Source organism: Bradyrhizobium sp. 33ap4, assembly GCF_032654765.1.
Taxonomy (GTDB): Bacteria; Pseudomonadota; Alphaproteobacteria; order Rhizobiales; family Xanthobacteraceae; genus Bradyrhizobium; species Bradyrhizobium australafricanum.
This window is the reverse complement of record NZ_JAUMTJ010000033.1, coordinates 12,869-38,250: the sequence shown is the minus strand read 5'-3', so window position 1 is coordinate 38,250 and position 25,382 is coordinate 12,869. Positions and strand designations below refer to the sequence as shown.

The 25,382-nt window shown below is 64.3% G+C and carries 30 protein-coding genes and 1 pseudogene; 15 read left to right on the top strand and 16 right to left on the bottom strand.

What is annotated here, in order from left to right:
• Positions 1 to 47: 47 nt before the first annotated feature.
• The 13 genes from Q2M23_RS24600 to Q2M23_RS24540 all read right to left on the bottom strand — a co-directional run bounded on the left by Q2M23_RS24600 (position 48) and on the right by Q2M23_RS24540 (position 9,562).
• The gene (locus Q2M23_RS24600; protein ID WP_316397312.1) at positions 48 to 2,303 is read right to left on the bottom strand and encodes a hypothetical protein; all 2,256 of its coding nucleotides are present in this window, start codon (positions 2,301 to 2,303) and stop codon (positions 48 to 50) included.
• Positions 2,300 to 3,061 carry a phosphoadenosine phosphosulfate reductase family protein gene (locus Q2M23_RS24595; RefSeq protein WP_316397311.1) on the bottom strand — a complete coding sequence of 254 codons (762 nt, stop codon included), beginning with the start codon at positions 3,059 to 3,061 and terminating at the stop codon, positions 2,300 to 2,302. Before Q2M23_RS24595 ends, Q2M23_RS24600 begins: the two co-directional genes overlap by 4 nt.
• On the bottom strand, positions 3,058 to 3,234 hold the full coding sequence (locus Q2M23_RS24590; RefSeq protein WP_316397310.1) for a hypothetical protein: 177 nt from the start codon (positions 3,232 to 3,234) through the stop codon (positions 3,058 to 3,060). Before Q2M23_RS24590 ends, Q2M23_RS24595 begins: the two co-directional genes overlap by 4 nt.
• On the bottom strand, positions 3,234 to 3,500 hold the full coding sequence (locus Q2M23_RS24585; protein ID WP_316397309.1) for a hypothetical protein: 267 nt from the start codon (positions 3,498 to 3,500) through the stop codon (positions 3,234 to 3,236). The genes Q2M23_RS24590 and Q2M23_RS24585 overlap by 1 nt, the downstream gene beginning before the upstream one ends.
• Entirely contained in the window at positions 3,500 to 3,844 is a 345-nt protein-coding gene (locus Q2M23_RS24580; protein ID WP_316397308.1) for a hypothetical protein, read from the bottom strand. The genes Q2M23_RS24585 and Q2M23_RS24580 overlap by 1 nt, the downstream gene beginning before the upstream one ends.
• Complete coding sequence (ctrA, locus tag Q2M23_RS24575; protein ID WP_316397307.1) at positions 3,841 to 4,545, bottom strand: response regulator transcription factor CtrA; 705 nt, start codon at positions 4,543 to 4,545, stop codon at positions 3,841 to 3,843. The genes Q2M23_RS24580 and ctrA overlap by 4 nt, the downstream gene beginning before the upstream one ends.
• Positions 4,542 to 4,847 (bottom strand): DUF2312 domain-containing protein, encoded by a 306-nt coding sequence (locus Q2M23_RS24570; RefSeq protein WP_316397306.1) that lies wholly within the window; start codon positions 4,845 to 4,847, stop codon positions 4,542 to 4,544. Before Q2M23_RS24570 ends, ctrA begins: the two co-directional genes overlap by 4 nt.
• A 69-nt stretch (positions 4,848 to 4,916) precedes the next feature.
• Positions 4,917 to 5,546 (bottom strand): ssDNA-binding protein, encoded by a 630-nt coding sequence (locus Q2M23_RS24565; RefSeq protein ID WP_316397305.1) that lies wholly within the window; start codon positions 5,544 to 5,546, stop codon positions 4,917 to 4,919.
• Positions 5,547 to 5,552: 6 nt separating this feature from the next.
• The gene (locus Q2M23_RS24560; protein WP_316397304.1) at positions 5,553 to 6,818 is read right to left on the bottom strand and encodes a DUF2800 domain-containing protein; all 1,266 of its coding nucleotides are present in this window, start codon (positions 6,816 to 6,818) and stop codon (positions 5,553 to 5,555) included.
• A gap of 10 nt (positions 6,819 to 6,828) precedes the next feature.
• A complete protein-coding gene (locus Q2M23_RS24555) occupies positions 6,829 to 7,434 on the bottom strand; it encodes a hypothetical protein (RefSeq protein WP_316397303.1) in 606 nt (201 codons plus the stop codon).
• A complete protein-coding gene (locus Q2M23_RS24550; RefSeq protein ID WP_316397302.1) occupies positions 7,431 to 8,726 on the bottom strand; it encodes a helicase-related protein in 1,296 nt (431 codons plus the stop codon). The genes Q2M23_RS24555 and Q2M23_RS24550 overlap by 4 nt, the downstream gene beginning before the upstream one ends.
• A 130-nt stretch (positions 8,727 to 8,856) precedes the next feature.
• The gene (locus Q2M23_RS24545; RefSeq protein ID WP_316397301.1) at positions 8,857 to 9,147 is read right to left on the bottom strand and encodes a DUF6378 domain-containing protein; all 291 of its coding nucleotides are present in this window, start codon (positions 9,145 to 9,147) and stop codon (positions 8,857 to 8,859) included.
• Positions 9,041 to 9,562 carry a RusA family crossover junction endodeoxyribonuclease gene (locus tag Q2M23_RS24540; RefSeq protein ID WP_316397300.1) on the bottom strand — a complete coding sequence of 174 codons (522 nt, stop codon included), beginning with the start codon at positions 9,560 to 9,562 and terminating at the stop codon, positions 9,041 to 9,043. The genes Q2M23_RS24545 and Q2M23_RS24540 overlap by 107 nt, the downstream gene beginning before the upstream one ends.
• A gap of 32 nt (positions 9,563 to 9,594) precedes the next feature.
• Here Q2M23_RS24540 and Q2M23_RS24535 point away from each other — a divergent pair, with 32 nt between their 5' ends.
• From Q2M23_RS24535 to nadC, 13 genes and pseudogenes are all read left to right on the top strand, one after another.
• Entirely contained in the window at positions 9,595 to 9,834 is a 240-nt protein-coding gene (locus Q2M23_RS24535; RefSeq protein ID WP_316397299.1) for a hypothetical protein, read from the top strand.
• 267 nt (positions 9,835 to 10,101) lie between these two features.
• Positions 10,102 to 10,542: a helix-turn-helix transcriptional regulator gene (locus Q2M23_RS24530; protein ID WP_316397298.1), complete on the top strand. Its 441-nt coding sequence runs from the start codon at positions 10,102 to 10,104 to the stop codon at positions 10,540 to 10,542.
• Positions 10,520 to 10,594 (top strand): annotated as a pseudogene (locus Q2M23_RS44075) (hypothetical protein); the annotation flags it as partial. The gene Q2M23_RS24530 and the pseudogene Q2M23_RS44075, both read left to right, overlap by 23 nt.
• An 80-nt stretch (positions 10,595 to 10,674) precedes the next feature.
• Positions 10,675 to 11,823, top strand: a complete 1,149-nt coding sequence (locus Q2M23_RS24525; protein ID WP_316397297.1) for a site-specific integrase — start codon at positions 10,675 to 10,677, stop codon at positions 11,821 to 11,823.
• A gap of 9 nt (positions 11,824 to 11,832) precedes the next feature.
• Positions 11,833 to 12,123 carry a hypothetical protein gene (locus Q2M23_RS24520; RefSeq protein ID WP_316397296.1) on the top strand — a complete coding sequence of 97 codons (291 nt, stop codon included), beginning with the start codon at positions 11,833 to 11,835 and terminating at the stop codon, positions 12,121 to 12,123.
• A 198-nt stretch (positions 12,124 to 12,321) separates the two neighbouring features.
• Entirely contained in the window at positions 12,322 to 13,149 is an 828-nt protein-coding gene (locus Q2M23_RS24515) for an enoyl-CoA hydratase (protein ID WP_316397295.1), read from the top strand.
• Between the two features lie 106 nt (positions 13,150 to 13,255).
• Positions 13,256 to 13,840, top strand: a complete 585-nt coding sequence (locus Q2M23_RS24510) for a CoA-binding protein (RefSeq protein ID WP_057020656.1) — start codon at positions 13,256 to 13,258, stop codon at positions 13,838 to 13,840.
• 144 nt (positions 13,841 to 13,984) lie between these two features.
• The gene (locus tag Q2M23_RS24505; protein ID WP_141342882.1) at positions 13,985 to 15,265 is read left to right on the top strand and encodes an O-acetylhomoserine aminocarboxypropyltransferase; all 1,281 of its coding nucleotides are present in this window, start codon (positions 13,985 to 13,987) and stop codon (positions 15,263 to 15,265) included.
• 157 nt (positions 15,266 to 15,422) lie between these two features.
• On the top strand, positions 15,423 to 15,830 hold the full coding sequence (locus Q2M23_RS24500; RefSeq protein WP_018271884.1) for a hypothetical protein: 408 nt from the start codon (positions 15,423 to 15,425) through the stop codon (positions 15,828 to 15,830).
• A gap of 119 nt (positions 15,831 to 15,949) precedes the next feature.
• Complete coding sequence (locus Q2M23_RS24495; protein WP_233475385.1) at positions 15,950 to 16,801, top strand: NUDIX hydrolase; 852 nt, start codon at positions 15,950 to 15,952, stop codon at positions 16,799 to 16,801.
• Positions 16,802 to 16,855: 54 nt separating this feature from the next.
• A complete protein-coding gene (nadA, locus tag Q2M23_RS24490) occupies positions 16,856 to 17,842 on the top strand; it encodes a quinolinate synthase NadA (RefSeq protein ID WP_057020659.1) in 987 nt (328 codons plus the stop codon).
• A complete protein-coding gene (locus tag Q2M23_RS24485; RefSeq protein ID WP_316397294.1) occupies positions 17,839 to 19,389 on the top strand; it encodes an L-aspartate oxidase in 1,551 nt (516 codons plus the stop codon). Before nadA ends, Q2M23_RS24485 begins: the two co-directional genes overlap by 4 nt.
• Positions 19,386 to 20,237: a carboxylating nicotinate-nucleotide diphosphorylase gene (nadC, locus tag Q2M23_RS24480; RefSeq protein WP_168855921.1), complete on the top strand. Its 852-nt coding sequence runs from the start codon at positions 19,386 to 19,388 to the stop codon at positions 20,235 to 20,237. Before Q2M23_RS24485 ends, nadC begins: the two co-directional genes overlap by 4 nt.
• 21 nt (positions 20,238 to 20,258) lie before the next feature.
• Here nadC and Q2M23_RS24475 read toward each other — a convergent pair whose 3' ends face one another.
• Entirely contained in the window at positions 20,259 to 21,344 is a 1,086-nt protein-coding gene (locus Q2M23_RS24475; RefSeq protein WP_168855922.1) for a COX15/CtaA family protein, read from the bottom strand.
• A gap of 193 nt (positions 21,345 to 21,537) precedes the next feature.
• Between Q2M23_RS24475 and Q2M23_RS24470 the strand changes: the two genes are divergently transcribed.
• A complete protein-coding gene (locus tag Q2M23_RS24470) occupies positions 21,538 to 21,747 on the top strand; it encodes a DUF2842 domain-containing protein (protein ID WP_016844954.1) in 210 nt (69 codons plus the stop codon).
• Here the strand turns inward: Q2M23_RS24470 and Q2M23_RS24465 are convergent.
• The gene (locus Q2M23_RS24465) at positions 21,744 to 22,772 is read right to left on the bottom strand and encodes a polysaccharide deacetylase family protein (protein WP_168855923.1); all 1,029 of its coding nucleotides are present in this window, start codon (positions 22,770 to 22,772) and stop codon (positions 21,744 to 21,746) included. The two genes, Q2M23_RS24470 and Q2M23_RS24465, sit on opposite strands and share 4 nt — an antisense overlap.
• 167 nt (positions 22,773 to 22,939) lie before the next feature.
• Between Q2M23_RS24465 and Q2M23_RS24460 the strand changes: the two genes are divergently transcribed.
• Positions 22,940 to 24,133, top strand: coding sequence for a GNAT family N-acetyltransferase (locus Q2M23_RS24460; protein ID WP_076825293.1), 1,194 nt, complete (start codon positions 22,940 to 22,942; stop codon positions 24,131 to 24,133).
• Between the two features lie 4 nt (positions 24,134 to 24,137).
• On the opposite strand, the gene Q2M23_RS24455 is transcribed toward Q2M23_RS24460, so the two are convergent.
• Complete coding sequence (locus Q2M23_RS24455; RefSeq protein ID WP_229190299.1) at positions 24,138 to 25,076, bottom strand: LysR family transcriptional regulator; 939 nt, start codon at positions 25,074 to 25,076, stop codon at positions 24,138 to 24,140.
• Between the last annotated feature and the right edge of the window lie 306 nt (positions 25,077 to 25,382).

The window sequence follows — 25,382 nt, the reverse complement described above, 5'->3', positions numbered from 1 at the left end:
TGTCACTTGTATTCTATAGTCAAGGCTTCGTGATACAAAATTCACCATCAGTCTTTTTTGTACCGTTTCGCAACAAAACCGCTCGCCGTCAGAGGCAGGCCCTTGTATTCGGGCGGGAGCCGGCAAATTAGTTGCTCGAAGAACTTCAAGTCGCTGGTGCCGCGCAGCTTCTCGGTGATGATCTCGTCGTGCACATGCCCGATCGGCGGGTAGCCGTTCTCTTCCGCGAGCGTCAGGCCGTTGTCGAGAATGTCGAGCGCAATCGCCTGCACGATGTTCTCGAAGGCCAGGCCGCCGTAGAGCGCGAATCGGACGAGCTTGCGTGTCACGCTGTCGACGCCGAGCGCCGTTGCCGCCGGCTTCGCTTTGCCTTCGATCTTGGCGAGCCCGGCGCGCTCCAACCGCTCGGCCTGGTCGGTAGGCAGGATCTCGGCGTCGCCCCACTCGCCGGTCGCCGGGTCTTTGCGCTTCACCCACGACTGCTGTTTCAGTTGCGGCTTGCCGTAGGCGAGGCAACGGCCGCTTGGCAGGCGGCACCACAGGAAGCCCATCTTTACGAGGTAGGTGCATTTGAGCACCGTGACCTGCCGGCCGGGGTTCTCGATCGCGTCGCGAATGCCCTGCTCGAGCAGCTTCCACGCGTTGCAGATCGCCGGGTGCGTGGCGCGCCAGCCGACCTTGACGAGCTCGGCGGCCAACCAAGCCTTGCGCGATAGCTGCTTCGTCGGCGCCTCGCCGCGCTTCAGGCAGCTCTCGTAGCGCTTCTCTGCGGCCGCGCGGCGCTCTTCGCTGGCGACAGCCCACACGGGGTCATAGACCGGCTCGATTTTCAGGCTGTAATTGCGGGCCATCGATCGGAACGCGCCGACGCCACCCTGATACTGCAGGGACAGCTCGGACACCTTGCCGACTTGCCGGCGCGGGTCTTTCTTGCCGAGCAGGTCGACGTCGGTATTGAAGATGCCGGCGGCCGCGCGGCGGTACAGGTCCGGCAGTGACGGGTCGCGGATCAGGTCGAACATGGCGTCGACCTTCCACTGCTCGTCGGCGAACCACGCCGCGACGGCACCCTCGATACCCGAATAGTCGGCCACGCAAAGCTCATGGCCTGGCGCGGCCCAGATGAAGCTGCGCAGCGAATCGGAGATCAAATGCAGCGGCTTGCCGAGCTCGTCGCCGTAGCTGAATTTCAGCCACTCCGGATCGCCGAGCCTGATGTTCTCGAACAGGATCTTCAGGTCGGGGTGCGTGTCGCCGTAAATCTTCCGCGGCCGCGGCAGGTTGTGAAGCTGCGCGCCGACCGACGAATAGCGGCCCGTGCCGGCGGCGCGGAACAGGAAGGCGTCGCGCAGCCGGTCGTCGACAGGGTCGGCGCGCTTCAGGAACGCACTCAGCTTGGACACCGACGTCTTGGCGGCTTCCTGGCGCAGCTCGAGGGCCTTGCGGACGTGCGACGGCAGGTCGTCGGCTTCTAGCAGCTCCTCGATCTCGGCCTTCGCGGCGGACGGGATCGGCACGCCCTGCCCGTTGATCCATTCGACCAGCTTCGTGACCTGGCTGCAGGCCGTAACGTAACCCTTCGGGTACGCCTCAGACGCAGTCACTTTAGCCATCTGCTTGTCGAGCAACACCTTGGCGCGCTCGGCCATCCGCAGCGCCGCGCGGGCGGATTGCACGTCGATCCGGATGCCGCGGTCGTTGATGCGCTGGTCAAGCTGGTACAGCGCCTGGTCGCGGTCGGACAGCGGCACCATGCGGGTGTCCGCTTCGGCCTCCGATTCCATATCCGAATCGCAATAGTCGTGGAACGCGTCGAACTTTTCCGGGAAATCCTCCGGTTCATTGAAATACAGCCCGGGCGGCTCGTCCTTGCGGGGCTTGCGCGGCATGCTGAAGAAGCGAATGAGCGCGTCGCCGGCCTTGTCCTTTTTGACCTTCAGGCCGAGCGCGTCGCCGAGCCCGGCCAGGTCGCGCGGGAGCGCCATAGCGGCCGCAGTCGCGGCGGTGCATCGGAATTGTTCGTTCCGCGGCGTCGGCCAACCCTGGCGCACCGCGAGCACCTTCTGCAGAATGCCACGCTCGAAGCTGGCGTTGTGCGCGCGGATCTCACCACCCTTTTCGATGTGCTCGCGAATATCGGCCGGGCACGGCTCGGTGTAGCGCCAGCGCCGGCGCGGGCCGCCATTGATCTTGTAGGACGCGAGCAGCGCCTTCGTGTGCGGAGACGCGAAGTAGAGATAGCCGCCGACCTGGCGGATATCGACGTCGCTCCGGGTTTCGAAGTCGATCTCGAGCCCGCTCACGCTTCACACCATGCGGCGCTGCAGGCTTCGGGCTCGTCACCCGGTTCGGGCGGCGCATATTTGCCGCGCGGGCTATTCGCCCATTTGATTATCTCGCGGATGCCGGTCGCGCCCATATGCCGGTGCGGGCGAAACATCGGCCTGCCAACCTCGTCTTCAAGCCCCGCGATCTCTAAAATGTCCGCTTCGGTGTAGCGCTGTAGGTCGCTCTTGTTCGAGTTGATGCAGCGGCACTCGCCTGATCGGTGCGGGAGCGGCTTCACGCCGGCACGTCTCACAAAGGCGTCGCGCGTCTCGGCGGTCCAATCGACCATAGGCGCGAGCATCATACGGCCGCCGTGATTCTCGCTGCGGACTAGATATTCGGGGAAATTGGCGCGCGTGCTCAACGGATCGGCGGCTTCGCTGCGCCTGGCGCCGACGACGCAGATCGCTATCTTGTGCGGGTCGTTCTCTTCGAGCCAGCGCATGCTCGGCTCGATCTTCAGTACGTAGGAACACCACTGATAGCGCTGCGTCGGAAAGCCCTGCTTTTGTCTGGCTAGTTCAGCGAAGCCGATGCTCTGCGTCCGGTAAGGCGTGAAGCCGCAGTCGCGGACCCACCCTTCCATGATATCAACGCGAAGCTCCCAATCGGCGAACGCCCACCCGGTATCGCAATAGACGACGGCAACGTCTTCGAGACTGTTCTCGCGCGCCCACTGTATGAGCGCGACGCTGTCGTTGCCGTAGCTGGCGAAAATGACGAACCGAATCATCCGAAGACGTCCACCTTCGGTTTGACCACGTTCAGCGCGGCGACGATCCGTTCGGCGTCGTCGCCGCGATCGCAGCGGGCAATATCCTGCTCGCTGCCAAGCCGACGGTCATAGATGGCGTAGGTCCAAGTGTCGTCGATCAGTTCGACGTGCTCGTAATAATACCGGGCCATCAGTCGAACACGCTGCTGTCGGTTGGCGGTTCGGGCTCGAAGACTTCCCGCGCGGCGCGGACGTCACCCCGCGGCAATTCGAGCGGCCCGCGACCGTTGAACAGTTCGTCGACCGCCTGTTCGATCGTGTCGGCGACGCGGATGCGGAACGAGTTGTGCGCGACGCCTAGACTGGCCTGGTAGCCGTTCTGCGCCCGCCAAATCGAGAAGCCGTAAAACTTGCCAACGGCGCGCAGCTCTTCGAGCTCAACGAGAAGGTCAACCATCAGTCGAAAATCCCCACGCTGGCCTCACCGGACGGAGTCAAACCGTCATTCCGCGTTTCAACCGCGGGCCTATCGTTGGCTGACAGTGAGATTTCTGGCCCGGCCGCAGCTTCGGCCAGCGCTCGCGCCGTCACCGCCGCCCCGCCGTATTTGGCGTCGTAGTCCTGCGTGGCGGGCAGGATGTCGAGCGTCTTGCTGAGCGCGCCCGCCGGTGTGTCGGCGATCTGCGCGACGGAGCAATTGAGGTAGCACTGCCACCCCCTGCCGCCGCTGCGCGCGATCAACGTCACGCTGGTCAGACGTCCTTCGGCGGCGAGCCGGTCCATTTCCTCGCCGACGTTCATGCGGGCACCGCTTCAGCTTCGGGCTTCGGGTCGCTCATGATGTAGCCGCGGCCCCAAACCGTATCGATGAACCAATTGCCGTCCGGCGCGGCGGCCGCCAGCTTCTTCCGAACCTTGCAAATGAAGACGTCGATAATCTTCAGTTCGGGCTCGTCCATCCCGCCGTACATGTGGTTGAGGATCATATCCTTGGTGATCGTCGCGCCCTTGCGGAGCGACATTAGTTCGACCAGGGCGTATTCCTTGCCGGTCAGATGCACAGGCTGGCCGGCAACCGTGACGCGCTTCGTATCGAGATTGACGCTCATGTCGCCGGTCGTGATGATTGACTGCGCATGGCCTTTGGATCGCCGCACGATCGCGTGAATGCGCGCGACATACTCGTCTTTGTGGAACGGCTTCGCCAGGCAATCGTCAGCGCCAGCGCTGAGCACGCGGGCGACGTCCTGATACCCGGCCGTATCGGAGAGAACCAACACTGGCGTTTTCACGCCGGCGCTGCGCATGCGACGCAGAACATCATAGCCGGACATGTCGGGCAGGCTGAGATCGAGCGAGATCAGATCGTAGTCGTAGAGCTTGGCGAGGTCTAAGCCCTCTTCACCGAGATCGGTCGTGTAGACGTTGAACTTCTCCGATATCAACATCAGTTCGATAGACTGCGCGACCGCCTGGTCGTCTTCGATCAGCAAAATCCTCATCCGAAAATCCCCAATGCATCGCGGTAGAGATCGACGATGGTTTCGTGTTCGGCGCGCTCGTTGGGGTCCTGCTTCCGCAGCTTCACGATCTCGCGCAGCGCCTTCGTGTCGAAGCCGTTGCCCTTGGCTTCGGCATAGACGTCGCGAATGTCATCGCTGATCGTCTTCTTCTCTTCCTCGAGCCGTTCGATGCGTTCGACGATCGACTTGAGTTGGTCCTTCGCGAACCGAGTTGCCGGCTCTTCCTTCATCGCCGCGCTGTTGTCGCCGGCGACGGCACGGGGGTTGTCTGCTTTAGTCATTGCGGATGGTGCTCCGGGTTGGTGTGGGAGACGTTATGTCTCCCACTGTCTTGCGTCATTCAATACAAGCTAGCCGAAAAGGCCGCCCGCTCCCGCGCCGCTCTTGGTGCTGTCCGGCGCCGCACCTTCGTCCGGAATCTCTTCGGCCCACTTGTCGACGTCGACACCGCCGCCACCACCGAGCCGGTCGCCGTCCTTGGCGACTTGGAACATGTCGAGCCCGAACGTCAGGCCCTTGCCCTTTTCCTTGTTCTCCCAGGTGAAGCAGTGCAGCACCGCGTAGCCGTAGCAGCCGCTGTAGAGCTGATCGCGCGACGTGATCGGCAGCTTCTTCCGGTCGATCAGCGTCGGCCGGTACGCCTCGCCCGACTTGACGCGCAGGAACCAATGCCCGGGGAAACCGGCATGCGGCTCGCCGGTCTTTTTGCTCTTGCCCTGCGGGCCGTCGCCGTCGAGGAACGGGCTATGGATGATCTTGTCCTTAATCATCTTGATAGCCTTCTCGTTGCCGCCCCATTCGGCAGCGGCCGCTTCGACGGCGGCCTTCTCGTAGGCGGCCAGGCTGTCGCTCTTCGGGATCAGCAACGAGCACGTCCAGCTTTTGCTGCCGCGGTCATCGGTGACGACTTCGAAAAGACCGTCGACGAATGCCGCGCGCACCAGCGCCGGGGTTTTGAACTGTTCAGACCTGCTAGCCATTTTGACCTATACCTCTGTAAAGAAACGATCCACCGCAGACGGGATTGCCTCGCGTGTCGTCTTATCGGCGCGAACAAGGTTCGTGCCTCCCGATGGCGTGTTGGACAGGCCAGCAACCATCGATTCCTTTTTGCCAAGCGCTTTGCGGACCTGCTTCGGGGTCTTCAGCTTGGCGGGGTTCAGGTATTTCTCTTGCGCGATACCGGCCGACACCGCGGCCGCGCGAACGACGTCTTCGACGCCTTCGTTCCAGACTTCGCGCTTTTCCTTCGGCACCAGCACGTAGCCGGGGATCGTAACGCCCGCTTCGGCTTGGCTGTGCGCATAGGCGCGCCTGGCGTTGATCCAGTCGGATATCATGTCGAGCATGTCGAGATCCTGCGCGAGCATTTCCGGCGTGTCGAACGCCGGGCTGTTGCTGATCTTCGGTTGGTCGAGATCGTCGAACCAGACATGCGCCGCGTCGAGCGCCTTCTGTTTCAGCGCCGGGCAAGAGCCTTCCTGCGGGCAGAATTTGCAGCTTCCCGGCGTGAGCCACTTCGCCCACCAGGCGGCGAAGGGCGTTGTGTCGAACTCGTCGAGCGCCTGCTTCGACAGCTTCATCCGCTCGACGAGCTCGGCGGTCCACTCGACCAAATCAGCAACGTGGAACGTCTCGCTGCGTATACGGCCGTTCTTGTGCGGGGCGCGCGGCTGAACGATCGTCGTCATGACCTTGTCGACGTTCAACCCGCGGTTCGCGAGCAGCGAGCCGAGCCCGTAGGTGCGGAGCTGCTTATTGTCGGCAGCTTCGACGACACCGCGGCCGCCTTTCAGGTCGACGATCTCGATCAGGCGCCATTTCGGAAAGAACATGACCGTATCGCCGGTCCCGCCGGCGTCGAACGGGCCGCCGAGCCGGTCGAGCGGCAGCGCCTGCTCGTGAATTACGGTCGGCTCTTCGCGGTGTTCGAGGAAATACATTTCGATGCGCTTGCGCACATAATCGACGTAGACCTGCGCCGTTTCGGCGAGCTCTTCGTCAACTTCGATCTTGCGCTGCTTCGTGGCTTCGACAGTGCCGATAAACTCGTCGGCGTCCTTGCCTGTCTTGAAGCACTTTTCGGACAACTGATGGCAGGCAGTGCCCCACGCTGACGCCTCGCTCTCAACTTCCGGCTTGCGATTCCGGATATTGAGCGCGATGGCGCCAGAGCAGAGCCAGTTGCGCGCCGTCGCACTGGCCGACCACGTTGCGTGGTCGCGTGAACCGTGATCGGCCGATGCGGTCATGTGGCGCCCCTTACTTCACAGCCTTGGCCGCGACGACGAGCGGCTTGATTTCGGCGATCTTCTCCGGGGAGATGCCGTCACCCGCCATGTTGCGAGCGGTCGGCGGTTTCTCGATCGCGCCGGCGAGCGCGAGGATCGCCTTGGCGAGCGCGGCCTGGTCGTCCTTCAGCTCGGAGACCTTGGCGACGCCGAGAATGCCCGGGACGTCGGCCTGCGCGGCTTCCATGCCGTACATCTGCACGTAGCCGCTCATGACGGCGCGAACGCTGTCGTGGGTGAGCTTGACCGCTTCCGGCTCGGCGGCCTTCGTGTCCGCCGCTTCGTCCTTGGCGTCCTGCTTCGCCGTCTCGGGGTCGGGCTGCTTGGCAGCTTCAGCAGCGGCGGCGGCTTCCTTGGCCGCGACCAGTTCGGCTTCCTTCGCAGCCTTCTCGGCGGCCTTCTTCTCGGCCGCGGTCATGCGCTTCGGCTCGTTAGCCGGGCCGGCGTCGCTGACGGTCGCAACCGGCGCGCTGGCGCCAACCGGAGCGAAGCCGATCGCGGCGAGCGATTCGATAACCTGATCGCGCTGCGAGCCCGCTACGGGGTCCGCCACGGTGTAAACTTCGATCTTTATCATGCAGAAAGTACCTCTCTAATTGCGGTCCAGAGCATCATCAGCCTGGCTTGGATGGCCTCGTCGATTGAGTTTTCGATCACACAAACCCGGACGACGGCCTGGCGGGTCTGCGTGTGGTTGGTGACGCGAAGCGACATCTGTTTCATGTCTTTCGGCGTGAATGACGGCTCGACGAACCAAAGCGTCGCAGCGCTGCTGAGATCGATCGCCTCGCCGGCGGCAACGATTTGCGCCAGGAAAACCCGCTTCGACTTGTCGGTGAGCCACTGCTGTTCGATCGGTCCGCGCTGCGCCGGCGGCGTCGCACCGTCGAGCCGCAGCACGCCGAACTCGGCGAGCTCTGCGGCGAGAATGTCGCCGACTTCCTTGTGCCAATAGGCAAGAACAATCTTGTCGAGCCCGCCGGCGAACTCGTCTTTCACCGCTGCGGCCACTGCGGGCGCCTTCAGACGGCCGGTTACGCGGCGCAATTCGCCGAGATGGACGTCGAGCTCTTTCGTCTTGCCGGCGTCGATCGCGGCGAGCACAGCCTTGGCGTCGATATCGCCGTCTGCTTGCCGGCGCGCCGCGTCCGAAACCAGCAACGGCAGCAGATCATAAACGGGCGGCCGAATGCCGACTTCCTTCTGTGTCCGCAGCAGAATGAAGCCTTCGAGCCTGGCGCGCAGTTCGTCGAGATTGCGGCCACCCACGACGACCGGGATGCGCCGGAAGTTCGACGTCTTCTTCATCCGGACGACGCAGTAGTGGTGCAGAAACTCTTGGTACTTCGTGACGTCGGGCCAGTCCTTCGCAGGATCTGCGGTCAGGCGGTGCGGCGCGAGCGCGCGCAGCATGGGGTATATGTCGCTCGGGTCGTGCGGCATCGGCGTCCCCGACAGACACCAGACGCCCTTCGCACCGGCCGCTATCGAGCTGCGCGCGACCAGCACTTCGCCGTCGCGTATCACGTCGCCATAGGCGGCCTGCGTGCGCTTGGCGTCGAAGTTCTTCGCGTAGTGGCTTTCGTCGTAGATCGCGCGATCGAATTTGCGCGTCATCAGCGCGGCGCGCATGCGCGGCTCGCCGATCTGCGGCCAGCCAACGATCGTCACGCCGTCGAGCTTTTCACCCTGCTTCGGCGGGGCGGTCAGCACGCGCGCCTTGCGCGGGATTGCCGACCAGTCCTTCACCGCGCGCCGCCACACAGGCCGGCCCGACGCTGTCGTCACGATCAGGATATCAGCGTCGAGATTGTAGTCGGCGGCGAGGATGGCGGCGCCCGTCTTCCCAACGCGTGGTTCGTCAGCCAATAGCGCGTGCTGGCTGTTAGCCAGAAAAAGCGCGCCAGAAAGTTGCGTGGGCAAGGGTTGCATGCGGTGCGAATCAGGCAGACTAGGAAATCATTAACTGTATGTCGTTGTATCACGTCATTTGATACAGTCAAGACACGTCTAAAGCGATCTCGCCCGCGATAGCGAAATAAGTTGCGCCATCGACGTAGGTGTCGCGCACCGGTTTCGGGCTGGTCGCGACGCGACCGATCTTGGTCAGCACCATGTCGATCGCCTCGAGCTCGCCAGGCGACAGGTCGCGGATCATGTGCTTGCGGAAGACGGCCTTCAGTTCACCCGAACACGCCAGGTTCACTTTCGGCGGGCCGTAACTTGCGTCTCGCGAGCCGTTCGTCACCCGCGCGCCCTCTTCCAGAATGTCGACGCGTGTCGGCTTCATTTTGCTGCTCCGTTTCGATGGGGGTTACTCGGATCTCGGTGCGCGGCCGATCGCTGTAGAACTTGCGAACGCGCGCCTCTACGATTTGCTTGTCGTCGATCCAGACGAGCAGATTGAGCGCGTCGGTCAGCTTGCCGCCGTTGTCCCAATCGGGCTTGACCGTCGGCCGTATCTCGCCCCGCAAAGCGGCGTCGCGCCACTTCGCCGGCTTCGAGGCAGGAACCGGAAAGTACATGTCGACTTCGAGCGACAGCGGGCCGTCGAACGGCGGCCGGTCGCCCATCGCGAGCTGCGCCGCATAGGCAAGCCGGCCCTCGTAGCTGACGGTCCGTTCCGGGGTATAGGCGTGCCCATCGGCGGCGCGCTTCACGCGTTCCTTGCCGCGTGGCGCGCCCGACAGGCTGAACTGTATCACGCTATGACTGCGGCCGCGTCCGACGGCGGCGTATGCCTGGCTATTTCCGCAGCACAGGCGGCGCGCAAACGATCACTATCTGTGTGCAAGTGAATCGTCCGAAGCTCGTCAAGGTGGAACTCGACGTCGTCGGCGATCCCGGTCCGCGCCGCGGTGGCCAGATCGTGCTTGATCGCGAAATATTGGCTCAATTCTGTGGATTGCAGGGGAGGTTGCATGGTGGTGATGCCGCACTTCCAGTTGAAAATTTTAATTATTTGTCTCTTTTGTAACTCAGTGTATGCCATCTTAATGACAGAAGGTCAATGACAATTAACCCGTGATAGTACGGGGTTTCACCCTACGTTCGTATCTGTTCCAGCCCTGCAACCGCGAGCTTGTAGCCCGATCGGGTTACTCCGTGATACGCTTAATAAAGTATTACGATTTGCATGGAGTGTCGGAACCAGCCTATTGACGTATGCCACTCAGTAAGGTATTCGAGACATACAAACGGCATACAGTTGCTTCAACAATTGTCGTAGAAAAGGCGTACAACAATGGCTAGAGCTAACAGACCGCATTTGCCTCCCAGTAATAAACCACCGAAGTCGACGCTCATTCCAAAACAGCTCACCAAAGACGAGTTTGCGCGGCGCCTCTACAAGCTCATGATGGAGAAGGGTTGGCGCCAGGCCGAGTTCGCGCGTCGCGCCGGCCTGCCCCGCAATGCTATCTCCGTGTATCTACGGGCGGCGTCGCTGCCGAGCCCGGAGAACCTGAAGAAGATCGCCGACGCGTTGAAGATCGACCCGGAAGTTTTGCTTCCGAACTACGCACAGAGCGCGATCGAGCAGGACAACCCCGAGCTGGAAATGCGTGTCAGCCCGGCCAACCCGCAGAAAGCGTGGCTGCGAATCAATCGACTCGTATCGACGTCGATCGCTGTGCAGATTCTAGAACTGCTCCAAAAAGACGATGCCGGATCTGACCGAAGCTGAAGTTGCTGCCGAACTGCGATGCTCGCGCGCCACCGTGAAGCGTCTTAGGTTGAGCGGCAGGCTTGGCTACAATAAACGCCGGCCTGTCACGATCTCCCAAGAGGCGCTTTCGATTTACCGGAAAAGTATCGAATGCCCCGCTACACCTTGCGACAACACGACAACGGCGTCTTCTACATCCACTGGACCGAAAACAGTGAAGACCCTGTTACCGGCAAAATCACTCGACGTTCGAAGCGTGCAAGCACAAGCCAGACGGAAGATGTTGCGGCGCAAATTTTCCTTGGCGAGTGGCTGAAGGGCGAAGCGGTCGACGCAACAGGCGCGGCGCCGATCTATACTTTCGGCGAATTGTGGGACGTCTACGAGAAGAAGCAGCTCACGCGCAACGGCGTGGTGCCGCAGCCGTCGACCGGCAACAATCTGAAGGCTCATCTCGGCGCGCTCACGCTGCCAGAGTTTGCCATCACGAACGACGCAGGCTTCACGCCCGTCGAAGTCTACATTGCGCTGCGACGAGAAGGTAAGATCGGCAAGTGCCCCGCGGCGCCGGCGACGGTGCGCGATGAGATCAGCATGGCGCGGTCCTGCCTGAACTGGTGCGCGCACCCGAAGCAGAAGCTGATCGACCCCGGCGCCATCCCGGCATTCGACATTCCGGAAGGAAGCCCTCCCCGCGATATCTGGCTGCGCGCCGAACAGATCAAGGCGCTGGTCGACGCGATGGGCGAGCTCGTCGCCGCCGGCGAGGCGCCGAAGGTGATGCTAACGTTCCTGTGGCTCGCCCTCGAGACGGCCGCGCGCCAGGGCGCGATCCTGCAGCTCACGCGGAACCGGGTCGACTTCCAGACCGGGAACATCGACTACCGGAAACCGGGCCGACGCATCACCAAAAAACGGCGCGCGATCGTCCCCATGTCGGCCGCGCTGCGCCCGATTCTTGTCGACGCTTGCAAGGGCCTGGTCGGCGAAGATTTGATCTGCGGCGGCTTCCCGCGGCAGTCGTATGACTATTACCTGAAGAAGGCGGCGACCCGGGCCGCGGTGCCGATCGAGCACGTCAGCCCGCACGTGTTGCGCCATACTGCGGCCAGCCATATGCTTCGCAACGGGACGCCAATCTGGATCGTGGCGCGGATCTTGGCCGACACGGTCGCGACCGTCGAGCGCGTCTACGCGCACCATATCCCGAGCGACCTGTCGGCCGGCGTCGAGCAGATTTACAGCGCGGCCGTGCTCGCCGGGCTGGCGAAAGAGACCGAACCGGAACCCGCCGAATAGGAGCTACCAATGATCCACTATCTTGTCGTTGCGCCCGGGCACATTGCGCAGTTTGCGATCTATGAGCAGGCCGTCGCTTTCGCGAAGGACTTCGCGGGCGTGGTGCTGAACATGTCGGGGCTTTTACCGCCGCAGCGGCGCCCCCTGATGTTCTACCGCCGCGATCTCGGAACCTTCATGTCAATGCGCCCCGACGATCTGTCCGATCTTGCCGGCGAATGGCTCGTCGCGGCGGTCGAGAACTTCCGCGCGAAGGGCCGTGAAGCGCCCCGCGCGGCCCTTGACCGGCTTCCGAAATGAGCGCGCTTTCTTGGGCGCAAAACGCCCAAAATGAGCGCGGTTTGTATGCCAAAATGACCTACAAAGCGCCATACAGAGCCGTTGAAAGCCTTCTAAATCAGCGCTATTATGGTGAAACGCTAGTAAATACAACGACAGACAAAGCAGACGCCGACAAAGTACATTAAGTTGTCACAGAGACCAAAGTGGAATTTCACCATGTCCGCCCAAGCCGCCCGCGCCGAAGCGCCGCAACACCAGCCGATCCTGCTGCGCGAGACCGTCGGCAGTATCGCGCTACTGACGCTCAATCGCCCCGGAGCGCGCAACAGCCTCTCCGAGGGCCTGATCGCCGAGCTGCACGCCGCCCTGAACGATGTCGGCGGCGACAAGCGCATCCGCGCCGTCGTGCTCGCCGCCAAAGGCCCGGCGTTCTGCGCCGGCCACGACCTCAAGGAGCTTACCGCGCGCCGTAGCGATGCCGACCGCGGCCGCGCCTATTTCGCGCAAATCATGAACGCCTGCAGCGCGATGATGCAGGCCATCGTGCGCCTTCCGAAGCCGGTGGTCGCATCCGTCCAGGGCATCGCCACCGCGGCCGGCTGCCAGCTCGTCGCAAGTTGCGACCTCGCGGTCGCCTCCGAAGCGGCGGCGTTCGCGACGCCGGGCGTCGACATCGGGCTGTTCTGCTCGACGCCGATGGTGGCGCTGTCGCGCAACGTGCCGCGCAAACAGGCCATGGAGATGCTGCTGACCGGAGAGCCGGTCTCGGCGGCAACGGCGCAGAGCATCGGCCTCGTCAACCGCGTGGTATCCGCTGGCACCGAACGCGACGCCGCGATCGCGCTGGCCGAGAAGGTCGCGCTGAAATCGGCCTACACCGTCAAGCTCGGCAAGGAAGCGTTCTATCGCCAGGCCGAGATGAACCTCGCCGATGCCTATCGCTTCGCCGCCGAGGTGATGACCGAAAACATGATGGCGCGCGACGCCGAGGAAGGCATCGGTGCCTTCATCGAGAAGCGCGATCCGAAGTGGCAGGACAAGTGACGACCTGAGGTCGTCATTCCGGGATGGTGCATTAGCACCAGACCCGGAATCTCGAGATTCCGGGTTCTCGCTGCGCGGGCCCCGGAATGACAAACCCGGAAGAAAAATGAATCACGACGCCTACGACGACAACTACATCCGCAGCATTCTGAACAACGTCAAGACCATCGCGATGGTCGGCGCCTCGCCGGTCAATGTGCGGCCGAGCTATTTCGCGTTCAAATATCTGGCGCAGCGCGGCTACGACATGATCCCGGTCAACCCCGGCCATGTCGGCAAGACGCTGATGGGCAAGCCGTTCGTCGCCTCGCTTGCGGACATCGATCGGCCGATCGACATGATCGACATCTTCCGCAACTCAAGCCACATCATGCCCGTGGTCGAGGAGGCGCTGAAATTGTCGACGCCGCCGAAGGTGATCTGGATGCAGCTTGGCGCGCGCGACGATGCCGCTGCCGAGAAGGCGGAAGCCGCGGGCCTCAAGGTGGTGATGAACCGTTGCCCGAAGATCGAGTATGGCCGGCTGTCGTCGGAGATCTCGTGGATGGGCGTCAACTCGCGCACGCTGAGCTCCAAGCGTGCGCCGATCCCGACGCAGGGCATGCGGCTGTCGCTCAATCGCACGAGCTTCGGCGGCGGACAGACCGCGGCGTCCGACCGCGCGGCAAAGAACAAGACCGAGACGACCTGACATCGCAGCGGAATAATCGCTGCGATCATCCGGTATAGCGCGGATGCCCGTCCAACTGGCGGTGTGCCTAACTCGCTTGACGGCGGGCGCCGTCGCCATCAGCATGCCGCGCGTTTCGACCAGGCCACAACAGGATACTAAAGAATGACCGATCGCCTTCCGGGATTTTCCACCCTCGCCGTGCACGCCGGCGCGCAGCCTGATCCCACCACCGGCGCGCGGGCGACACCGATCTACCAGACCACGTCATTCGTCTTCAACGATGCCGACCACGCGGCCTCGCTGTTCGGCCTGCAGGCTTTCGGCAACATCTATACTCGCATCGGCAACCCGACCAATGCCGTGCTCGAGGAACGTGTCGCAGCCCTCGAAGGCGGCACCGCGGCGCTCGCCGTCGCTTCCGGTCACGCGGCGCAGGTCGTCGTGCTGCAGCAGCTGTTGAAGCCCGGCGATGAGATCATCGCGGCACGCAAGCTCTATGGCGGCTCGATCAACCAGTTCACGCACGCCTTCAAGGCGTTCGGCTGGAACGTGGCCTGGGCCGACCCAGATGAGATCGAAAGCTTCGAGCGCGCGGTGACGCCGCACACCAAGGCGATCTTCATCGAGTCGATCGCCAACCCGGCCGGCAGCATCACCGATATCGAGGCGATCGCGGCCGTTGCGCGCAAGGCCGGCGTGCCGCTGATCGTCGACAACACGCTGGCCTCGCCCTATCTGATCAAGCCGATCGACCACGGCGCCGACATCGTCGTGCACTCCCTGACCAAGTTCCTCGGCGGTCACGGCAACTCACTCGGCGGCATCATCGTCGATGCCGGCACCTTCGACTGGTCGAAGGACAACAAATATCCGATGCTGAGCGAGCCGCGCCCGGAATATCACGGCATCCGGATCCAGGAGACCTTCGGCAACTTCGCCTTCGCGATCGCCTGCCGCGTGCTCGGCCTGCGCGACCTCGGCCCCGCGCTGTCGCCGTTCAACGCCTTCATGATCCTGACCGGCATCGAGACGCTGCCGCTGCGCATGCAGAAGCACTGCGACAACGCCAAGGCGGTGGCGGAATTCCTCTCCACTCACCCCGCTGTGTCGGCGGTGAACTATGCCGGCCTGCCCGGCGACAGGTACAACGCCTTGCAGCGCAAATATGCGCCGAAGGGAGCCGGGGCGGTGTTCACGTTTAGCCTTAAGGGCGGCTATGACGCCGGCGTCAATCTGGTGTCGAACCTGCAGCTGTTCTCGCATCTCGCCAATGTCGGCGACACCCGCTCGCTGGTGATCCATCCGGCCTCCACCACCCACAGCCAGCTCGACGACGCCGCCAAGGTGAGGTCGGGCGCGGCGCCCGAGGTGGTGCGGCTTTCGATCGGCATCGAGGACAAGGAAGACCTGATCGCCGACCTCGACCAGGCCCTGCGCGCCTGATCCCGCAATTGTTCCGGAGCGGTGCGCCGTATCGCTCCGGCAACTTGCCCAAGGCGGCGGGCCTCCCGTTAACGCTTAATACCGACGGGCCTCTCGTTAACGTTCAATCCGGCTTAAAGTGGCAGTGATAGGCTCCGGATGATTCGGGAGACCATTGATGCTGCGCTGGACATTGCCGCTCGCGATCGCATTGTTTGCGATCCCGCCTGCTGACGCCGCCGACGGCCCGGCCGTCGCCAAGAGCGCGACCGTCAAGGCCGCGCGCCAGCTGCCGGCGGGCCTGCCGCACCGGCATTACGCCTACCGCACCACGATCACATCGCCGACCTATGTGCGGCGCGGACGCCAGCTCGTGGTCGTCGAGCAGCCCGTGGTGATCCCGCTCAATTCCGAGCCGTATATCCCGTTCGTGCCCGGCGAGCCGCTGCTGCCGGGGTCGTCGTCGCTGCCCGGCTATTACGGCAATTGGCACTCCTACAACTATTTCGGCCCGTACTACGGCGGTGCCTATGTGACCTATTGGGACCGCCTACCCTACGCCTGTGGCGTCTACGGCTACTGCTAGCGCGGACCGATCGGGTGGCCAGATCGCCGCAGAAATCCAGCGCACCGGCTTCGGGGAACGCGGTGACCGCTGATCTCGTCGCGGTGCTGGTCGCCGTCACCGAGGGCACGCCCAAGATCATGACCATCGCCGGCGGCTCCGCGCTGCCGAGCGGCCCGTTCGAGTTCACCCATCGCTCGCTGCAGACCGCGCTGCGGGCCTGGGTCGAAGCGCAGACCGGCCACCCGCTCGGCTATGTCGAGCAGCTCTACACCTTTGCCGACCGCGGCCGCTCCGGCGATGCCAAGGGGCCGCACAGCGTCTCGATCAGCTATCTCGGCCTGACCCGCGAGGATCGTGTCGGCGAAGGCTTTGAGGCGCACTGGTCCGGCTGGTACGACTACTTCCCCTGGGAGGATCATCGCGCCGGCGCGCCGGCCTTCCTGGCGAAGACGATCGCGCCGAAGCTGAAAACGTGGGCGAAGGCGGCGCCGTCGCCGACGCTGCAGCGCGAGCGCTGGCAGCGTTGCGCCATCACTTTTGGACTCGACGATCGCGACTGGAACGAAGAGCTGGTGCTGCAACGCTATGAGCTGCTCTACGAGGCCGCGCTGATCCCGGAAGCCGGACGCGGGCATGCCCGCGAGGCGCCGGTCGTACCGGGCAAGCCGATGACGGCGGATCATCGCCGCATTCTCGCGACCGGGATCGCGCGGCTGCGCGCCAAGATCAAATACCGTCCGGTGGTATTCGAGCTGATGCCGGCCGAGTTCACCCTGCTGCAACTGCAACGCAGTGTTGAGGCGCTCGCAGGCCGGCTGGTCCACAAGCAGAACTTCCGCCGGCTGATCGAGCAGCAGGAACTCGTTGAAGAGACTGGCGCAATGGCCGCCGATACCGTCGGCCGGCCGGCCAAGCTATTCCGCTTCCGCCATGCCGTGCTGGCCGAACGGGCCGTCGCCGGCACCAAGCTCCCGCTTTCGCGCACTTGACACGCCTTATGCTCAGGATAAGTATAAGCCATCTTATGCTCACGGAGAGTATAAATGGTTGCGCTCGATACCGATCTGCTCACCCGCACCGCGCCGCTTTATGAGCGCGTCAAACGCGTCATCCCGCCGTTCGAATGGGCCACGTTCGCCGAGGACGTCGATGCGATCCTCGCGCTGAAACGCCGCCGCAACGCGGTGGTACTGGCGCATAATTACCAGACGCCGGAGATCTTCCACGGCGTCGCCGATATCGTCGGCGACAGCCTGTTGCTCGCGCGCGAAGCAACCAAGGTCGATGCCGATGTCATCGTGCTCGCGGGCGTGCACTTCATGGCCGAGACCGCGAAGCTACTCAATCCGGCCAAGACCGTGCTGATCCCCGACCTCAAGGCCGGTTGCTCGCTGGCGGATTCCATCACCGCGCAGGACGTGCGGCTGATGCGCGCGCGCTACCCGGACGCACCGGTCGTCGCCTATGTCAACACCTCGACCGCGGTGAAGGCCGAGTCCGACATCTGCTGCACGTCGGGCAATGCGCTGAAGGTGGTTGAATCGCTCGGCGCCGAGCGCGTCATCATGCTCCCGGATGAATATCTGGCGCAGAACATCGCCAAGCAGACCAGCAAGAAGATCATCGCCTGGAAGGGCCACTGCGAGGTGCACGAGTTGTTCACCGCCGATGACGTGCGTCAGCTGCGCGAGGATCATCCCGATGTCACCATCCTGGCGCATCCGGAATGCCCGCCCGAGGTGGTCGCCGAAGCGGACTTTGCCGGGTCGACGGCTGCGATGCAGTCGTTCGTCGAGACCAAACGTCCGCCGCGCGTCGTGCTGCTGACGGAATGCTCGATGAGCGACAACATCGCCGCGCTAAATCCCGGTGTCGACTTCGTCCGCCCCTGCAATCTCTGTCCGCACATGAAGCGGATCACGCTGAAGAACATCCGTCACGCGCTGGAGACCAACCAGCACGAGGTCACCATCGACTCCGCGATCGCTGATCGCGCGCGCAAGAGCGTCGAAAGGATGCTGGCGATATGAGCATCGATATCTCCGATCTCAACGGCCGCCCGGTGATCATCGGCGGCGGTGCCGCCGGGCTGATGACCGCGCTTCAGCTCGCCCCCGAGCCGGTCGTGCTGCTGTCGAAGTCGCCGCTCGGCGCGGAAGCTTCCAGCATGTGGGCTCAGGGCGGCCTTGCGGCGCCGGTCGGCGCAGATGACAGCCCTGCCCTGCATCTCGCCGATACGCTCGCGGCCGGCGCCGGCCTTTGCGACGCGGCCGCCGCGAGCCGGATCGTCCACGCCGCGCCCGCCGCCGTCGAGCAGCTGGCGAGGCTCGGCGTCGCCTTCGACCGGCACGCCGACGGCAGCTGGCGCCTCGGGCTCGAGGCCGCACACCGCCGCAACCGCATCGTGCACGCCACCGGCGACGGTACCGGACGCGAGATCATGCGCGCGCTGATCGCGGCGGTCCGGCGCACACCATCGATCACGCTGCTGGAAGGCGTCGAGGCGCGCCGGCTGCTGGTCGAGGACAATGCGGTCAGGGGCGTGCTTGCAGCCAACGCAAGCGGCGCGCTGACGATCACGACCAATCGCGTGGTGATCGCGACCGGCGGCATCGGTGGGCTGTTCGCCGACAGCACCAATCCCGGCGGGTGTTTCGGCCAGGGGCTCGCACTTGCCGCACAGGCCGGCGCGAAACTGTCGGACATCGAGTTCGTCCAGTTTCATCCGACCGCGTTCGACGGGCCGTCGCGCCCGATGCCGCTGCTGACCGAGGCGATCCGTGGCGATGGCGCGGTGTTGATCGACGAGACCGGCGAGCGCTTCATGGCCGATCAGCCCGGCGCCGAGCTTGCGCCACGCGACATCGTGGCGCGCGCCGTGTGGCACCACCGTGCCGCGGGGCATCGCACCTTCCTCGACGCGCGCCAACATCCGGGCGCGGAGTTTGCGCAGCGCTATCCCGTGATCAGCGCGTTCTGCAAGATGGCCGGCATCGACCCCGCCCATGATCCGATCCCGATCCGGCCGGCGGTTCACTACCATATGGGCGGCATCGCGGTTGATGGCTATGGCCGCAGCACGGTGCAGGGCCTGTGGGCCTGCGGCGAGGCCGCGCGCACCGGGTTGCACGGCGCCAACCGCCTCGCCAGCAACTCGCTGATGGAAGCGATCGTCTGCGCGCGCTGGGTCGCGGAGAGCATCGAAAGCGTAAGTGCGGGCCCGCGCGCCATGCTGCGCGACGATGCGATGCCACAGGCTTCCGATCCCTCCGCCGTGCGACCGATCCTCACCCAGGGACTCGGCGTCCTGCGCGATCGCGACGGGATCGCCCGCGCGATCCGCAGTCTCTATCCACTCGCATGCGGTCACAGTGCGGCGTCCGACGCAGCATTGGTCGGATTGATGGTCGCGGTTGCCGCCATCCGGCGTGAGGAAAGCCGCGGCGGCCACTTCCGCACCGATTTCCCGCACATTGCTGCGTCGGCCGTTCCGTCGTCCCTTACCCGCGCCGATGCACTCGCCGCCGCGCGCGACATCGTCGAATCCACGCCATTTGCCAGGAGTGCCCTGTCATGACCCTCACCCCCCTGCTGCCGCTGATCTATGAGCCGATCGTGCAGACCGCCTTGCGCGAGGATCTCGGCCGCGCCGGCGATATCACCGCAGACGCCATCGTGCTGGCCGGCCAGCAGGCGCGGCTGGTGATGCGGGCGCGGCAGCCCGGCGTGATCGCCGGGCTCGATGTCGCGCGGTCAGCCTTCCAGACGGTGTCGCCGGCCATCACGCTGCGCGCCGAACGGCCCGACGGCAGCGCGGTCGAACCCGACCAGGTCATCGCGATCATCGACGGCCCGGCCCGCAGCCTGCTCACCGCCGAGCGGACCGCGCTCAACTTCCTCTGCCATCTGAGCGGTGTCGCCACCGCAACGGCTACGCTGGTCAAGGCCGTGGCGGGCACCCGCGCGCAGATCGTCTGCACCCGCAAGACCACGCCGGGACTGCGTGCGCTGGAGAAATATGCGGTGCGCGCCGGCGGCGGCGGCAATCATCGCTTCGGGCTGGATGACGCGGTGCTGATCAAGGACAACCACATCGCGCTCGCCGGCGGCATCCGCACCGCGATCGAGCGCGCCAAGGCCAATACCGGCCATCTCGTCAAGATCGAGGTCGAGGTCGACACGCTGTCGCAGCTCGAGGAGGCGCTGACGCTCGGCGTCGACGCGGTGCTGCTCGACAACATGACGACCGAGCAGCTCAGCCAGGCGGTCGACATGGCGCGCGGCAAGGCGATCACCGAAGCCTCCGGCCGCATCACCGCGGCGACGGCCGCAGCGATTGCCGCAACCGGCGTCGACCTGATCTCGGTCGGCTGGGTGACCCACAGCTCGGCCGCGCTCGATATCGGGCTCGACTATCTGTCCTGATCGATCAAAGAGGTTGATCGATCAACCGGGCTGGCCGACCGCAACGAGGGTCGGCTGATCCCGCTCGGTCCGGCGCGCGGCGAAGCGCTCGGCCTGCAGCACCGCGAGCGTCAGCACGACGATGGCGACGGCCTGGTGCGTCAGCGCCAGATCGATCGGCACCTGATGCAGCAGCGTCAGGATGCCGAGCGTCGCCTGCAGCGTGATCGCCGCCACCAGCCACCAGGCGCCGGCGATCACCGCGCCGCCGGCGCGCGCGCGCATGGCATCGATCGCATGTGCGATCGCCAGCGCGAACAGCAGATAGGCGGTCATGCGATGTTCGAACTGCACCGTCAGCGTGTTGTCGAACAGATTGCGCCACCACGGTGTCTCGAACCAAAGCCGGTCAGCCGACGGAATGAAGCCGCCGTCGATGTCGGGCCAAGTATTATAAACCCTGCCCGCGCGCAGCCCCGCGACCAGCGCGCCGAAATAGAGCTGCACGAAGGTCAGCACGAGCAGCACCGCGCTCGTGAGCTTCAGCCTGAGCGGCGCGATCACGCTTGGGCGGTCGGTCAGGCGCCGCAGCGTCCAGACGATCGCCGCGAAGATCAGAAGCGCCAGCACAAGATGCGTCGCCAGCCGATACTGCGATACCTCGATGCGTTCCGAGAGGCCGGACGCGACCATCCACCAGCCGACGCCGCCCTGCAGCGCGCCGAGGCCGAAAATCACCCACAATCGCCGGCCGAGTTCGCCGCTCACCGCGCCGCGCCACAGGAAATACAGGAACGGCAGCAGATAGGCCGCGCCGATCACGCGGCCAAGCAGCCGGTGGCTCCACTCCCACCAGAAGATCGTCTTGAATTGCTCGAGCGTCATCCCGGCGTTGAGCTCGCGATATTGCGGGATCCTCTTGTAGCCCTCGAAGGCTTGGGTCCACTGCGCCTCGGTCAGCGGCGGCAGCGTACCGGTCACCGGCTTCCATTCGACGATCGACAGGCCGGACTCGGTCAGCCGCGTGGCGCCGCCGACCAAGACCATCAGGGCGATCAGGGCGGCCACCGCGACCAGCCATACCCTGACGGCGCGAAGCTGCGATGTCTTTGCGGAAATACCGGCCATTTCGCCCTGACTTGATTGGATTTTCGGGCCCCTTATAGTCCGCCGCGCCCGCGGCGCAAGCCGCCGTCCGGAGCCTCGTTTCCGATCAAGTCGGAAGCAAGCTCCAGAACGTTGTTTTGACGCGTTTTCTTTGCGCGAACCGGTGCCCGCTTCGCTCGAAAACGCCCTGGATCACGAGTTGCAAATATCCGCCATGGCCATACGCACCCGCAAACTGCTCGGAACCATCTTCCTGCTGATCCTGGTGGTGGTGTGGTCGCTGCTTGGCATGACGGTCGCGCAGACGCCGTGGCTTGCCAATTCGGGGCTGCTGCAGGCGATCTTCTACGTCGTCGCTGGCCTCGGCTGGGTGCTGCCGGCGATGCCGATCGTCGCCTGGATGTCGCGGCCCGATCGCGCCTAAGTAACGTCCTGGTCGCGCGCGCTGCGCGTCGGCCGCACCGGCGCGAACATCACGCCCGACAGCAGTACCCGCATCATCCGCAGCGAGCGCACGCGGCCGTCCCATGCGATGCGCGGCAGCGCGTGAAGGTTGGTGCGCCCCTGCGCCTCGATGACCCCTGGTATGGTCGACACCGCGCTGGCAAAGCCGGCCTCTTCGGCCATCACGACATGCGGACGGCCGAACGCATCGCGGTCCCCGAACGGGAATGCGAAATGTCTGACCTGCCGCCCAAGCGCGCTCTCGGCCACCGCCTTGCCCATCGCCATCTCGCGCTGCGCGTCGGCATCCCTGAGGCTCGACAGCGCCGGATAGTTCACGGTCGCGCTGCCGAACGTCACGTTCGGATCGGCGGCAAGCTTCGCCAGATCCTGCCAGTCGAGTGACGCATTGCGTGACAATTGGGCTGCGTCGGCCGAATAGCGCCTGGCGAGATCGTTCAGCGCGTAGGACAGGTCCGACGGCGGCAGCTTGCGCAGCCAGCCGGACAGGAAATCGAACAGCTCGTATTTGTCCGAGAGATTTGAAATCGCGAAGTGCCGCTCCCGGCCGTCGATCATCATGCTGATGCGGTTTTCGCGCGCGATGATTTCCTCCAGCACCAGCCACCACGCCACGCCGACGCCATCGGGAAAGGCCGTCGGCAGATACAGCGCGAAGGGAACGCCGTGCCTGGCGAGCACCGGCCAGGCATGGGTGACGATGTCCTTGCTGGCGCCGTCAAAGGTCAGGCAGGCAAAGCGCCGGCGCTCCGGCAAGGTCACCGCGCGGCGGCAAGCCTCATCGATCCTGACGATGTCATACCGCCAGCGCTTCAACCCACGGATCGTGCGATCGAGGAAAGCCGGCGTGATCTCCTGGGACTTCAGCGGCTGAAACCGGCCGCGTCGCGCGGGACGAACGCGGGCGAAGCGCAGGATCACCCCGGCGCCGCCGCTCTCGCGTTCCCGCAGCTTGAAGGCGCCACTGAAATACGCGAGCTCCATTCCGGCCCGTCGTAAAATCCCGCTGTCCGGCGCCAAGATCCCCGTCCTTGTCAGGCGGTTCCCGCACACCGCCGCGGCATTGTTCTTACTCTTTGTTGACATTTCCCTGCGAAGGTCGGCCCCAGCCGAGAACTGTAAATTAATACCCTAAAATTTCGGGTTCCGAGATGACCATGGCGGCGGCAATCGAAGGCCAGACGGCCGAGACGCGGGCGTGGCCGAACGCGATCCGCGTCGCCGGCGTCGACATCTTTCATGATCTCACCGCGGCCGAAGCGACCTGGCGCGGCTTCGAGACGTCGCAGCACAGCTACACGCCCTATCAGCGGTTCGATTTCCTCGCCAGCTGGCAACGCCAGGTCGGCGAGCGCGAGGGCCTGCGGCCCTTCATCGTCGTCGCTCATGACAGCGAACGCCGGCCGCTGCTGCTGCTGCCGCTCGCAATCGAATCCCGCCTCGGCGCGAACTGCGCGAGCTTCATGGGCGGCAGGCATGCGACCTTCAACATGGCGCTGTGCGCGAAGGATTTCGCCGCCGATGCGACGGAAGCCGACATCGCGGCCCTGATCCGATCGATCGCCGAACGCTCCCGCGCCGATGCGCTCGCGCTCTGCCAGCAGCCGCTGCGCTGGCGGGATCTGCCGAATCCGCTGGCGCTGCTGCCGCATCAGGCTTCGGTCAACGACTGCCCGGTGCTGGCGATCGAGCCCGGCGCGGCACCGGCGGCGCTGGTCAGCAACTCGTTCCGCCGCCGCCTCAAGGGCAAGGAGCGCAAGCTGCAGGCGCTGCCCGGCTATCGCTATTATGTCGCGAGCGAGAGCGCCGATGTCTGCCGCCTGCTCGACTGGTTCTTCCGCGTCAAGCCGCAGCGCATGGCCGAGCAGAAGCTGCCGAACGTGTTCGCCGAGCCGGGCATCGAGCAGTTCATTCGTGCCGCCTGCCTCGCGCCGCGCGCCGACGGCAACGGCTACGCGATCGACATCCACGCGCTGGAGTGCGACGAGGAAGTGATCGCGATCTTCGCCGGCGTGTCCGACGGTCATCGCTTCTCGATGATGTTCAACACCTACACGATGTCGGCCAATTCCAAGTTCAGCCCCGGCCTGATCCTGATGCGCGATATCATCGATCGCCATGCCGGCCTGAACTACCGCGCTCTGGATCTCGGCATCGGCTCGGACGAGTACAAGCGGCTGTTCTGCAAGGACGATGAAGCCGTCGTCGACAGCTTCGTTCCGCTCAGCTTGCGCGGCAAGCCGGCGGCCAGCGCGCTGTCGGCCATCAATCGCGCCAAGCGCGCTGTGAAGCAAAATCCGGCGCTGTTCGAGATTGCCCAGAACCTGCGCAGCATGTTCCGCTGAGTGTTCAGCGCGCCGCGTCGCCCTGCTCTGCGCCGCCATTCGGTACGCCGAGCCGTTTCATCGCGTCGAACAAGAGTGCCGCAGCGGGTGACAGCGCACGCTTGCGCAACTTGATCAGGCCGTAATTCTCCAACAACAGCCTGTCGCGCAGGCGCAGCACCTTGAACCGCTGCGGATCGACCAGATCGAACACCAGCATGGGGACCGGCACGATCGCGTCGATGCCCGCGGCAATTCCGACCGATGCGAAAAACGACTCGGTGTTGATGACCCGGCGCGGCGGCGTCACGCCGCGGCTCATGAACAGCCTCTCGAGTGCCTGGCGCATGAAGGATTCGCGCGGCTGGCAGATCCATTGCTGGTCGGCCATGTCCTCCAGCTCGACCGTCTCGCGGCCGGCCAACGGATGCTCCGCGCGAACGAGCAGCACCGCCTCCTCCGCGCCGATCTCGTAATAGTCGAATTGCCGGGGGTCGATGCCGGCGGGAATCCTGGCGACGACGAAATCGAACTCGAGCGCCAGCAGTCGCGTGATCAATGGCGGGCTGGTGCTGACATCGAGCGAGATGTTCACCCGATTCAGCTTTTCGCCGAGATACTGGATCACGTCGACGACGAGGTCGATGCTCGGCTTGGCGACTGTTCCAACGGAGACGGTGCCGAGCTCACCGGATTTGTAGCCCGCGAACTCGTCGGTGACCTGGTCGAGATCGGCCAGCACGCTCTTGCCGCCACGGATCAGGATCGATCCATAGGCCGTCGGTTCGACGCCGCGCGCCGTGCGCTCGAACAAGGGAACCCGCGCCAGCGCCTCGATTTCGGCAAGCATCTTCGATGCCGCCGATTGGGTGATGTTCAACCGCTCGGCGGCGAGCTGCAACTTGCGCTCATTGTCGAGAGCGACCAGCAAGCGCAGCTGGCGCAGTTTCAGATTACTGATCACGGCCCGCCACCATCCTGCCCGGCAAGGGCCCTTTCCGTTCCGATTAAGCCGGAACGGGGCTCCAGATTCTGCTTTGAGGCGTTTTCTTGACGCGAGCCGGCAGCCACTTCGCCGGAAAACGCTCCAGGGTTCCCGCGTTTATACCGCGGTGCATCATGACAGTTTCGCCGTGGCTCCATTCCCAAATGCCATTAGTCACGCGGCAGTCGATTACACAACAATGAAGAAGACTTGCAAGAGCAACGCGACGAACCGCTGCGGGTGCGCCAGTGCCGCCCCGAACAGCAGTGATCGTCTGCCGAATCG